Source organism: Pseudoxanthomonas helianthi, from assembly GCF_017939625.1.
Lineage (GTDB): Bacteria > Pseudomonadota > Gammaproteobacteria > Xanthomonadales > Xanthomonadaceae > Pseudoxanthomonas_A > Pseudoxanthomonas_A helianthi.
In genome coordinates, this window is the sequence record NZ_JAGKTC010000002.1 from 858,523 (window position 1) to 870,439 (window position 11,917).

Annotated in this window: 11 protein-coding genes; 2 read left to right on the forward strand and 9 right to left on the reverse strand. The window is 66.9% G+C overall.

What is annotated here, in order from left to right; translation table 11 throughout:
• Nucleotides 1-45: 45 nt before the first annotated feature.
• The 4 genes from J5837_RS11740 to J5837_RS11755 form a co-directional block, all read right to left on the reverse strand.
• Entirely contained in the window at nucleotides 46-705 is a 660-nt protein-coding gene (locus J5837_RS11740; RefSeq protein ID WP_210536911.1) for a bifunctional 4-hydroxy-2-oxoglutarate aldolase/2-dehydro-3-deoxy-phosphogluconate aldolase, read from the reverse strand.
• A gap of 166 nt (nucleotides 706-871) precedes the next feature.
• Complete coding sequence (gene edd / locus J5837_RS11745) at nucleotides 872-2,785, reverse strand: phosphogluconate dehydratase (protein ID WP_210536912.1); 1,914 nt, start codon at nucleotides 2,783-2,785, stop codon at nucleotides 872-874.
• Between the two features lie 222 nt (nucleotides 2,786-3,007).
• Nucleotides 3,008-4,012, reverse strand: a complete 1,005-nt coding sequence (gene glk / locus J5837_RS11750; RefSeq protein ID WP_210536913.1) for a glucokinase — start codon at nucleotides 4,010-4,012, stop codon at nucleotides 3,008-3,010.
• 78 nt (nucleotides 4,013-4,090) lie between these two features.
• On the reverse strand, nucleotides 4,091-5,452 hold the full coding sequence (locus J5837_RS11755) for a GH1 family beta-glucosidase (RefSeq protein WP_210536914.1): 1,362 nt from the start codon (nucleotides 5,450-5,452) through the stop codon (nucleotides 4,091-4,093).
• Between the two features lie 172 nt (nucleotides 5,453-5,624).
• Between J5837_RS11755 and J5837_RS11760 the strand changes: the two genes are divergently transcribed.
• Entirely contained in the window at nucleotides 5,625-6,725 is a 1,101-nt protein-coding gene (locus J5837_RS11760) for an ABC transporter ATP-binding protein (RefSeq protein ID WP_210536915.1), read from the forward strand.
• Between the two features lie 22 nt (nucleotides 6,726-6,747).
• On the opposite strand, the gene infA is transcribed toward J5837_RS11760, so the two are convergent.
• The 3 genes from infA to J5837_RS11775 form a co-directional block, all read right to left on the reverse strand.
• The gene (gene infA, locus J5837_RS11765; protein ID WP_210536916.1) at nucleotides 6,748-6,966 is read right to left on the reverse strand and encodes a translation initiation factor IF-1; all 219 of its coding nucleotides are present in this window, start codon (nucleotides 6,964-6,966) and stop codon (nucleotides 6,748-6,750) included.
• 112 nt (nucleotides 6,967-7,078) lie between these two features.
• Nucleotides 7,079-7,705, reverse strand: a complete 627-nt coding sequence (locus J5837_RS11770) for a TetR/AcrR family transcriptional regulator (protein ID WP_210536917.1) — start codon at nucleotides 7,703-7,705, stop codon at nucleotides 7,079-7,081.
• 20 nt (nucleotides 7,706-7,725) lie between these two features.
• Nucleotides 7,726-7,983, reverse strand: a complete 258-nt coding sequence (locus J5837_RS11775) for an acyl-CoA-binding protein (RefSeq protein WP_210536918.1) — start codon at nucleotides 7,981-7,983, stop codon at nucleotides 7,726-7,728.
• A gap of 149 nt (nucleotides 7,984-8,132) precedes the next feature.
• Between J5837_RS11775 and J5837_RS11780 the strand changes: the two genes are divergently transcribed.
• Nucleotides 8,133-10,121: an SDR family oxidoreductase gene (locus J5837_RS11780; protein WP_210536919.1), complete on the forward strand. Its 1,989-nt coding sequence runs from the start codon at nucleotides 8,133-8,135 to the stop codon at nucleotides 10,119-10,121.
• Between the two features lie 12 nt (nucleotides 10,122-10,133).
• Here the strand turns inward: J5837_RS11780 and J5837_RS11785 are convergent, their stop codons facing one another.
• Nucleotides 10,134-11,090: a restriction endonuclease gene (locus tag J5837_RS11785; protein ID WP_210536920.1), complete on the reverse strand. Its 957-nt coding sequence runs from the start codon at nucleotides 11,088-11,090 to the stop codon at nucleotides 10,134-10,136.
• Nucleotides 11,091-11,378: 288 nt separating this feature from the next.
• The gene (locus tag J5837_RS11790; RefSeq protein WP_210536921.1) at nucleotides 11,379-11,915 is read right to left on the reverse strand and encodes a phasin family protein; all 537 of its coding nucleotides are present in this window, start codon (nucleotides 11,913-11,915) and stop codon (nucleotides 11,379-11,381) included.
• Between the last annotated feature and the right edge of the window lie 2 nt (nucleotides 11,916-11,917).

The following is an 11,917-nucleotide window of genomic DNA, read 5'->3' on the forward strand; positions in this document are numbered from 1 at the left end:
ACTTACCGGTGGCTATGCCACCACTCCCACGGTGTGGATCACGGGTTACTGGCCGCGTACCTTGCGCACGATCGCCGCGGCCTTGGCCGAGCTCTCCGTGACCTTGTCCCACTGGCCCGCTTCGATCCAGTTCTTCGGCACCATCCACGAACCGCCGATGCAGACCACGTTCGGTTGCGACAGGTAGTCGGCAGCGGTGTCTTCGCCTATACCGCCGGTCGGGCAGATCTTCAGTTCGGACAACGGCCCGGCCAGGCCCTTCAGCATCGCGAGACCGCCGACCGCGGTGGCCGGGAACAGCTTGCATACGCGGAAACCGCGCGCCATCAGCGACAACAGTTCGGTCGGCGTAGCCGCACCCGGCACCACCGGTACGTCGGCCTTGGCCAGCGCATCGGCCAGCTCCGGCGGCGTACCCGGGGTGACCAGGAAGTCCGCGCCGGCGGCGATGGACTGCGTCATCTGTTCCGTGGTCAGCACGGTGCCCGCGCCGATCACGATGTCCGGCAGCTCCTTTTTCAGCATCGCCAGCGCTTCCATCGCGACCGGCGTGCGCAGGGTCAGTTCGATCGCCGGCAGGCCGCCCTTGAGCAACGCTTCGGAGACCTTGCGCGCTTCGTCCAGCGAGTTGACGGTGACCACCGGCAGGATGCCGGCGGCGCGGAGGAGTTGTTCGGCTTTCTGCTGGCGTTCGGCGATGGTCATGGCAAGGGTTCCGATTTGCGTTTCCTTCTCCCTTCGGGAGAAGGTGCCCGAAGGGCGGATGAGGGCGTAGGTCTTCAGGTCGATGGATAGTGTCCGAGGATCGGAATTCTCCCGCCCTCATCCGGCGCTGCGCCACCTTCTCCCGGTGGGAGAAGGACAAAAGGCGTCACGCATCCACGGCTTCGTGCGGCGCAGCGGCCGCGGCGGCGTCGTGGCCGAGTTCGTATTCGGCGTCGTAATCCCAGTCGCCGCCCTCGGGCGAAGGCGGGCCGCAGGAGATCGACAGGGCGCCCTGGTCGGCCGGAGACACCTTGGCGCGGCTGAAACCGAACAGGTTGCGGCCCAAATCGTATCCGGCGGGCGCGGTGTTCGGCGCCGCCGTCCGCGACTTCCACTCCGCGGGATCGACCAGCGCTTCCAGCGTGCCCGCCTCGGCATCGAGGCGGACGATGTCGCCTTCGCGCAGCTTGGCGATGGCGCCACCCGCGGAGGCTTCCGGAGTCACATGGATCGCCGCGGGAATCTTGCCCGAGGCGCCGGACAGGCGGCCGTCGGTGACCAGTGCGACGCGCCGGCCCTGGTTCTGCAACAGGCCCAGCAGCGGCGCCAGCGAATGCAGTTCCGGCATGCCGTTGGCCTTCGGACCCTGGTAGCGGACCACGGCGACGAAGTCCTGCGGCAACGCACCGGCCGCATGCAGCTTGTTCAACGTCTTCGGATCGTCGACGACCACGGCGGGCGCTTCGATGGTGCGGTACTCCGGCTTCACCGCCGAAGTCTTGATCAGCGCACGACCCAGGTTGCCGCGCAAGAGGCGCAGGCCGCCTTGCGCTTCGAACGCCTCAGCGACGCCGCGCGTCACCTCGCGGTCGGCGCTTTGCGCCACGCCGGGCGAGTAGGTCAGCTTGCCGGCCTCGATCCGCGGCTCGTCGCAGAACGCGCGCATGCCGCCGGGCACGATGGTCGGCAGGTCGTGCATCAGGCCGGCATCGAGCAGTTCGCGGAACACGAAGGCGGTGCCGCCGGCCGCGGCGAAGCGGTTCACGTCGGCTTCGCCGTTCGGATACACGCGGGCCAGCAGCGGCACGGTCTGCGAAATCTGGTCGATGTCGTCCCAGGTCAGGCCGAGTCCCGCCGCGCGTGCGACCGCGACCCAGTGGATGGTGTGGTTGGTGGAACCGCCGGTGGCCATCAAAGCGGCCATCGCGTTGACGATGGCGCGTTCGTCGATCAGCTGGCCGATCGGCCGGTAATCGCTGCCGAGCGCGGTGATGCGCAGCGCGCGTTCCACCGATGCGTCGGTCAGCGCATCGCGCAGCGGGGTGTCGGGATTGACGAACGAAGTGCCCGGTAATTGCAGGCCCATCGCTTCCAGCAACACCTGGTTGGAATTGGCGGTGCCGTAGAAGGTGCAGGTACCCGGTGCGTGGTAGCTGTCGGATTCGGCCTGCAACAGTTCTTCGCGCGTGGCTTCGCCGGCGGCATAGCGTTCGCGCACCGCGGCCTTTTCCTTGTTGGGGATGCCCGGCGTCATCGGTCCGGCTGGCACGAATACCGCGGGCAGGTGGCCGAAGGCGAGGGCGCCGATCAGCAGGCCCGGCACGATCTTGTCGCACACGCCCAGGTACAGCGCGGCGTCGAACATGTCGTGGCTCAGCGATACCGCCGTCGCCTGCGCGATCACGTCGCGCGAGAACAGCGAAAGCTCCATGCCGGGACGCCCCTGGGTCACGCCGTCGCACATCGCCGGTACGCCGCCGGCGACTTGCGCGGTGCCGCCGAGCTCGCGTGCGAGCCTGCGGACGCGTTCGGGGTAATGCTCGAACGGCTGGTGCGCCGAGAGCATGTCGTTGTACGCGGTGACGATGCCGAGGTTGGGCGCGACATCGGCGCGCAGGCGACCCTTGTCGGTCGGACCGCACGCGGCGAAGGCGTGGGCGAGGTTGCCGCAACTCAGGCGCGCGCGGTGCGGGCCTTGCCGGTTTGCCGCATCGATGCCGTCGAGATAGGCGCGGCGCGATTTCTCGCTGCGCTTGCGGATGCGTTCGGTGACTTGTTCGATGCGCGGATGCAGGCTCATGGCGGAAGCGGCGTGGCTGCTGGAAACAGGGCAATTATGCGCCGCTTTTCCGCCGATGTTTTTCGTGCACGATTGGTCTGCTTTTGGCTTGGTGGAATCGTGCTTGCTCGACGGCTTTTCGCTCGATGAAAAGCTTTTGGCAGGTAGGCATGCTTCTTGTGCCCGCTGCTCGCGTAGCGTCCCTGATGGTGGGCACGAAAAGCGTGCCCACCCTACGGTTTGTTACGCCTTGCCGCCGAACGCCTCGACCGCGAACGCCGCCGCGCCGAGCAGCCCCGGTCGCGGATGCACGATGGCCAGCGTGGGCGTGCGCGCCATCGCCGCGGAGAAACGGCCCTTGTGTTCGAAGCGCTGGCGGAAACCGGAATGCTGCAGGTTGGTCAGCAGCTTCGGCACCAGGCCGCCGGTCAGGAACACGCCGTCCCATGCGCCGGTGGTCAGCACCAGGTCGCCGGCGATGGCGCCGAACACCGCGCAGAACACGTCCAGCGTGCGCATGCTGCGCGGATCGCCGGCGGCCGCGCGCGCGGTGATGTCGGCGGGCTGCATCGGGCCGGGATCCTCGCCGGCGATTTCGCTCAACGCGCGATGGATGTTGACCAGCCCGGGGCCGCAGATCAGGCGTTCGTTCGACACACGGCCGAACTGCGCCGACAGGCGCTCGAGGATTTCGATTTCCTCCGGCGTGCCCGGCGGAAAGCTGACATGCCCGCCTTCGGTTTCCAGCGGATAACGCCGGCCGTCGCGGATCACCAGGCCGCCGACGCCCAGGCCGGTGCCGGGGCCGATCACCGCATAGGTACGCGGCTCGGACAGGGGCGCAGGCGACCATTGCGCGCCGCCGATGGCGACGACATCGGCCGGCGTCAGCAACGACGTGGCCATCGCCTGCGCGGCGAAGTCGTTGACCAGCTTGAGGTCCCTGAAGCCGAGCGCATCGCGGGTGCGCGCGCGCGAGATCACCCACGGATGGTTGGTGATGCGCGCTTCGTCGCCATCGACGCGGCCGGCGACGGCGAACACGCCGTGCTCGGCCTTCGCCCCGGTTTCGTCGAGGTAGTGCCGGGCGGCGTCGGCCAGCGAGGGAAAATCCGCCACCACGTATTCGCGCACGCTGTCTTCCAGCAGCGGCGCGGTGGTGTTGCAGTCGGCCAACGCGAAGCGCGCGTTGGTGCCGCCGATGTCGGCCAGCAGCGAATGGCCGGGGTTATCGGCGCCGAAACTCATGCGTGGCACAGCCGGGCTGCGCCGCCGGCGAACACTTGCATCGACATCCCTTCCCTCTGTCGTGTGTGTGCAGGTTGGCTAATCGTCTTCGTTCGACAAGGCCGCGCCATGGCTGGCGACGACCTTCGCATAATAGCGTGCGCTGTCCTTGGGAGTGCGCGTCTGGGTTTCGAAGTCGACATGGATCACCCCGAAGCGCTTGGAGTAGCCCAGCGACCATTCGAGGTTGTCCAGCAGCGACCACACGAAGTAGCCACCGATGTTGCAACCCGCTTCGATGGCGGCATGCACGGCACGGATGTGCTGGCGCAAATAACTGATCCGCAAGGGATCGCGGACACGTCCGTTCTCCGCTTTCGGCGGATCGAAGAACGCCGCGCCGTTCTCGGTGATGAAGACCTTGGGGTTGCCGTAGCGTTCCTTGACCCAGGTCAGGGTGTCGGTCAGTCCCTGCGGGAATACCTCCCAGCCGGTTTCCGTATACGTATGCTGCGGCTGCCGCACCGGCGAAACCTTCAGCGGCCAGTTCGTTTCGTCGTGCTTCGACACGTTGCGGGTGTAGTAGTTGACGCCGATGAAGTCGAGCGGCTGCTTGATCAGGTCCATGTCGGCCTGCGGCCAGTCCGGCCAGGCTTCGCCGAAGATCTCGCGCATCTCCTCCGGATAGCTGCCGAGGATCGCCGGGTCGAGGTACTGGCGGTTCATGTAGGCCTCGGCGCGGCGCGTCGCGGCGAGGTCTTCGGCCGACTGGCTGGCCGCGTACTTCGGTTCGATGTTCACCACCAGGCCGATCTCGTGCTTGCCCAGCGCGCGGTAGGCCTGCACCGATTTGCCGTGCGAACGCATCAGGTGATGGCTGGCGATCGGCGCCTCGAAGCGGTTGCGATGGCCCGGTGCCAGCGCGCCGTGCAGATAGCCGCCGTCGGTGACCACCCAGGGTTCGTTGAGCGTGGCCCAGCGGCGCACGCGGCCATCGAGGCGCTTGAACATCACTTCGCTGTATTCGGCGAACCAGTCGGCGATATCGGGGTTCAGCCAGCCGCCGCGGTCGTCGAGCGCCGCCGGCAGGTCCCAGTGGAACAGGGTGGCCACCGGCTGGATGTCGTTTTCCAGCAGCGTGTCGACCAGGCGTTCGTAGAAGTCGAGTCCCTTCGGATTGACCTTGCCGCGGCCCTCGGGCAGCACGCGGCTCCACGAGATGCTGAAGCGGTAGGCCTGCATGCCCAGTTCCTTCATCAGCGCGATGTCCTCGCGCCAACGGTGGTAATGGTCGCAGGCGACGTCGCCGGTGTCGTTGTTGAGCATGCGCCCGGGCGTGTGCGCGAAACGCTGCCAGATGCTGGGGCCGGCGCCATCGGCCAGCGGCGAGCCTTCGATCTGGTAGGCGGCAGTGGCACTGCCCCAGATGAAATCCTTGGGGAAGGCGTACGACTTCGACATGGCCCCTCCGGCGCGTCGTGAGGTGGTTGCGTTGTGAAAACGGTTACATGGCAGAATAGCGCGAACGCGGCCGGCTTGTCATGGCCGCGCGCACAATCCGGAAGGCTCGGCCTCGCCGGAGTCCGCGGGAAGAACCCGTCGGCTGTGCGTCCACGCAGACCACGGGAGCGGTATGGCGACAGTCGAACTCGATCAGCTGCGCAAGGTCTACGCCAACGGCCAAGTCGCCGTGCATGGCGCCAGCTTCGACATCCGCGATGGCGAACTGATGGTGCTGGTCGGCCCATCGGGCTGCGGCAAGTCCACGCTGCTGCGGATGATCGCCGGGCTGGAGGAAATCAGCGATGGCACCCTGAAGATCGGCGGGCGCGCGGTCAACGACGTCGCGCCGAAGGACCGCGACATCGCCATGGTGTTCCAGTCCTATGCGCTGTACCCGCACATGAGCGTGGCCGAGAACCTCGGCTTCGCGTTGAAGCTGCAGGGGCTCGATCGCGCGCAGCGCGAGGCGCGCGTGCGCGAAGCGGCGAAGATGCTGGAACTCGAAACCCTGCTGGAACGCAAGCCTGCGCAACTGTCGGGCGGCCAGCGCCAGCGCGTCGCGCTGGGACGTGCGCTGGTGCGGCAGCCGCAGGTATTCCTGCTCGACGAGCCGTTGTCGAACCTCGACGCCAAGCTGCGCGGCAGCATGCGCGTGGAAATCGCCCGCCTGCACCGCAAGCTGGGCACGACGATGATCTACGTCACCCACGACCAGGTCGAGGCGATGACCCTGGGACAGCGCATCGTGGTGCTGAAGGACGGGCAGGTGCAGCAGATCGACACGCCGATGGCCTTGTACGAGAAGCCGGCCAACCTGTTCGTCGCCGGTTTCCTCGGCAGCCCGAAGATGAACCTGTTGCGCGGCGAACTGGGTGGCGAAGAAGGCAGCCTGGTCCTGCGCATCGCCGACGGGGTAGGGCTGTCCCTGCAGCCGGACCCGGCCACGACCCAGGCGCTGCGGAGCTACCGGGGCAAGGCGCTGGTCGTCGGCCTGCGCCCGGAGGACATGCAGCTGGCGCCGAACGGAACGGGAAAGCTGCCGGCCATCGTCGAGGCGGTGGAGCCGGTGGGCAACGAGGCCTTCCTCAACCTGGGCTGCGGCGGCTGCGAACTGGTCGTCCGGGTACCGCCGCGCGGACTGCCGGAAGCGGGCGAGCGGGTCGGCCTGGACTATGCGCCGGAGCGCATGCATTTCTTCGATCCCGACAGCGAGGCGCGCATCGGGCCGTGAGGGCTTTCCGGAACGGAAAGCCTTACTTCATGCGGTAGGTGATACGGCCCTTGCTCAGGTCGTACGGGGTCATTTCGACCTTGACCTTGTCGCCGGTGAGGATGCGGATGTAGTTCTTGCGCATGCGCCCGGAGATGTGGGCGATGATTTCATGGCCATTTTCCAGTTTGACCCGGAACATGGTGTTGGGCAGCGTTTCGGTAACGGTGCCTTCGAACTCGATGGAATCGTCTTTCGACATTTGGACCTGTGGGCTGGGTCCGGCCGGCGGGCCGGAAAGCCCGGCATTCTACGCCCCCGCCGGGGGGGCGTGCAAAAAGCGTTAATGCCCGCCGTTCACGTCCATTGCCGGTCTACTCCAGGTAGGCCTGGACCAGCGTGTTCAGGTGCACGCGCTCGCCGTCGCGCAGGAACGGCGCCAGCAGCATCATCACCTGGACGATGCCGTGGCGGATCGCCACCTGTTCGTCCTTGTCGCCGCGGGCCGCGGCGTAGTTCAGCCAGAACGTGGCGATGACCAGGACATTGGTCGCGGTGCCGGCCAGTTCGGCGGCGCTGGCGCGCATCACCCCGGCCTGGCCCATCCCTCGCATCACCTCCAGCGCGCTGTCGTCGGCGCGCTTCAGGATGCGGGCGAAGCGCAGGCGCAGGCGCCGGTTGCGGCTGAGGATCTCGACCAGGTCGCGGTACAGGAAGCGGTAGTCCCAGATGCATTCGAACACCAGGTGCAGCTGCAGCCAGATGTCCTCGAGTCCCGGCAGGCGTCCGCTGGGCGGCGTCAGCGCCGCGTCCATGCGCTCCTCGTAGCGCACGAACAGCTGCTCGATGATGTCGTCCTTGTTGCGGAAGTGGTAGTACAGGTTGCCGGGGCTGATCTCCAGCTCGTCGGCGATGTGGTTGGTGGTGACGTGCGGCTCGCCCTGCGCGTTGAACATCGCCAGCGAGGCGTCGAGGATGCGCTGGCGGGTATCGCGGGCCATGCGTGCGGATCGCGGCGGGATCAGGCGGTCAGCTTCTTCACCAGGTCGACGTACTTCTTCTGCGCGTCCTCGGGCTTGGTGCCCTTGAGCTTGGCCCAGGCCTCGTACTTGGCGGTGCCGACGAAATCGAAGAAGCCCGGCTTGTCGCCGCTGACGTCGCCTTCGGAACCTTGCTTGTACAGCGCGTAGAGGCGCAGCAGGGTGTCGTTGTCGGGGCGCTCGGACAGGCCCTGGACGTCCTTGGATGCCTTTTCGAAAGCGGCTTGCAGATCGGCCATGGATGATCCCTCCCAGTGATCGTGCGCATCACACCATGCAGGCCGGAACCGGTCAATACGCAGGCGGATTGTGTCGTCCTGGCTTCTCTGGCATGTTGGCCGCGGGGCCGGTCGGAGGGGCCGCGCCCACCAGACATCGGGATGGGAACATGAGCTATTTCGTCACCGGCGCCACCGGTTTCATCGGCCGCTACCTGATCGGCAACCTGCTCAAGCGCGACGGCACCATCCACGTACTGGTGCGCAAGGATTCGCAGAAGAAATTCGACGCGCTGGCCAAGCGCGAAGGCTGGGATCCGAAGCGGGTGGTCGCGGTGGCCGGCGACATGACCCAGCCCAAATGCGGGCTGACCGCGGCGCAGGTACGCAAGCTGTCGGGCACGGTGAAGCATTTCTTCCACCTGGCCGCGATCTACGACCTGACCGCCGACGCGGAAAGCCAGCGTGCGGCGAACATCGACGGCACCCGGCACGCGCTGGACCTGGCCGCGGCGATCAAGGCGGGTACCTTCCACCACACCAGTTCCATCGCCGCCGCCGGCCTGTATCCGGGCGTGTTCCGCGAGGACATGTTCGAGGAAGCCGAGGGCCTGGACGACCCGTACCTGCGCACCAAGCACGATTCCGAAGGACTGGTGCGCAACGAGAAGCGCATCAAGTGGCGCATCTACCGGCCCGGCATGGTGGTCGGCCATTCGAAGACCGGCATGATCGACAAGATCGACGGCCCGTACTACTTCTTCACCCTGATCAAGAAGCTGCGCGAAGTGCTGCCGCAGTGGATGCCGGTGCTGGGCATCGAAGGCGGGCGCATCAACATCGTGCCGGTCGACTTCGTCGCCGACGCGATGGACCACATCGCGCACAAGCCGAAGCTGGACGGCCACACCTTCCACCTGACCGACCCCGAGCCGATGCGCGTGGGCGAGGTGTTGAACACGTTCTGCCGCGCCGGCCACGCGCCGGAGATGACCATGCGCATCGACGCGCGCATGTTCGCCTTCGTGCCCGGCGGCATCCGCGCCGCGGTGGGCAACCTGCCGCCGGTGAAGCGCTTCGTCGGCATGCTGCTGCGCGATTTCAAGATCCCGAAGGAAGTGCTGAAGTTCATCACCTACCCGACGCGCTTCGACAGCCGCGAGACCGAGCGCGCGCTGAAGGGCAGCGGCATCGCCGTGCCGCGCCTGGAGGACTACGCGTGGCGGCTGTGGGACTACTGGGAGCGCCACCTCGACCCGGACCTGTTCGTCGACCGCAGCCTGAAGGGCAAGGTGCGCAACAAGGTGGTGGTGATCACCGGCGGCTCCTCGGGCATCGGCCTGTCTACCGCGCAGCGCGTCGCCGAGGCCGGTGCGGTCACGATCATCGTCGCCCGCGGCGAGGAGGAGCTGTTCAAGGCGCGCGACGAGATGAAGGCCAAGGGCGGCAAGGTCTTCGCCTACACCGCCGACCTGGCCGACATGGCCAGTTGCGACAAGCTGGTGGAAACCGTGCTGAAGGAGCACGGCCACGTCGACGTGCTGATCAACAACGCCGGCCGTTCGATCCGCCGCTCGATCGAACTGAGCTACGACCGTTTCCACGACTTCGAGCGCACGATGCAGCTGAACTACTTCGGCAGCCTGCGCCTGATCATGGGCTTCCTGCCGACCATGACCCACCGGCGCAAGGGCCACATCATCAACATCAGTTCGATCGGCGTGCTGGCCAATTCGCCGCGCTTCTCCGCCTACGTGGCGTCGAAGGCGGCGCTGGATGCGTTCAGCCGCTGTGCGCAGGGCGAGCTTTCCAGCCGCGGCATCTCCTTCACCACGATCAACATGCCGCTGGTGAAGACCCCGATGATCGCGCCGACCAAGATGTACGACAGCGTGCCGACGCTGACCCCGGAGGAAGCCGCGGACATGGTGGTCAAGGGCATCATCGAGAAGCCCAGTCGCATCGCCACGCGCCTGGGCATCTTCGCCGCGCTGATCAACGCCGTCGCGCCGAAGGCCTACGAGGTGGTGATGAGCACCGCGTTCGACCTGTTCCCCGATTCGGCGGCGGCCAAGGGCGACCGCAAGGCGCTCAAGGAAAGCGCGCCGAGCCAGGAGCAGATCGCATTCGCCGCGCTGATGCGCGGGGTGCACTGGTAGGCGAGGAGTCGCCTAGAACGTCTTGCACTGGCGCCAGCGCACCGTATCGGTGCTGCCGGCGCGCGGGTTCATCTGCACGCGCGAGGTGCGCAGGGCCGGGTAGCGTTCCAGTTCGCGGCATACCTGCGGCCAGACGATCGCGTCCTCGCCGCTGCGATCGACCACCAGGGTCAGCTTGCTGATCCAGAAGCCGCGAATCACGCCGGGCGCGGTCATCAGCGCCTTGCTGACGGCTTCGCGCTGGCTCTGCAGTACGGCCTCGTCGGTTTCGACCACATCGTCGACCGGCGAGGGCTGGAAGGCATGGCGCCGGGACTCCGCAGCAGGAGGTGCCGGAGCCCGCGTTGCGTCGCTCGCTTGGGGCGGAGCGCCATCGGTGCCACGAAGGCCGAAGGCCGCCAATACGGCGAGCAGCACGCTTGCCGCGACGGCGACGCCCGAAAGGCGGCGCACCCGGCTGCGCGCGCCGTCTTCGACGCGCTCGCGCAGTGCGGGCGGCAGATGCGGCTTCAGCGCCTGCCACAGCGGGGCGCCGGCGAGCAGTTCGATCCTGAACTGATGCGCCGCGCTCCTGCCTTCGGGGGCGATCTGGCCTTCGGTGGCGAGGATCGCGCCGCTGGCGCCGCGCATGCGCGCGGCTTCGACCAGTTCGGCCATCGTGTCGGCCCCGATGCGATACGCGGTGCCGTGTTTGCAGGCCAGCAACCAGCGTTCATCGCCCTGGGTCAGCAGCAGGCCGAGTTGCCGTTCGGGGCCCGACAGCACGTCGGTATCTTGCGGCGGGGGCTGGAATCCGCGGTGCTGCAAGGAAGCGAGCACCGCGCCGGAAAAGTCGCGCCAGCTCATCGCGCCCAGCGCCTTCAGCCCTTCGCGGGTTTCGCTGTGCGGACGGTGCAGCAGCCAGAGCCAGGCCAACGCGAGCAGCAGTACCACCGTGCCGATCACGAACGCCATGGGCCAGTTCGGCATCGAATTCCCCTGAAAGCAATGGTCGGAAGAACGAACCCGCCTGGCGATTCGTCCGGTGGTCCTGCTTCTAACGTGGCGTATTGGAAATTTCGGCCAGTGCCGGCGCGGTCAGGAAGCCGGGCACGAAAAAGCCCGCCAGTCCGAAGTCGTAAGGGGAGGGGAGCATACGTACTTCGAGCGGACTGGCGGGCTGGAATCTTTTTTACGCTTCTCGATGCTGCTTTGCAACAGATTTTGTAAACGATTTCGCAACGCACTTTTGCGGTGCGAAACCGGTATCGAATTGGCTTACGCCGCGGTCTTGCGCGGGGTCTTCTTCGCGGTCTTCGCGGCCTTCTTGACGGCGCGCTTGGCGGGCGCGGTTTTCGCGCCGCCGCGGGCAGGAGACGCGCCGCCGAGCTTGCGCAGTTCTGCGTTCAAGGCATCGACGCGTTCGATCAGCCCGGCCAGGTCTTCGCGGCTGGGCACCTCGAGACGACGCAGGGCGCGCTGCACGCGGTCTTCGAACACCTTCTCGAGGCGGTCCCAGGTATCGGCAGCGCGCTCGCGGGCCTGGCCGACGGTGGTTTCGACGGCATCGCGCACCGCATCGACGCGACCGGTAGCGACCTTGCGGGTCAGCTGTTCCAGCGACAGCCCTTCCTTGACCAGCGACTCGAACAACTTGCCGCCCTCGGCCTGGGCGCGACCGAAGGCGCCGACGCCGGCCAGCCACACTTGCTGCGCGGATTCGCTCAGGCGCTTGGACAACTGCTCGGCCTGGGCCTGCAGGTTGGCCGAATTGGCGGAGGCGGTCTTCTTGGCGGTTTTCTTCAGCTTGGCCATGG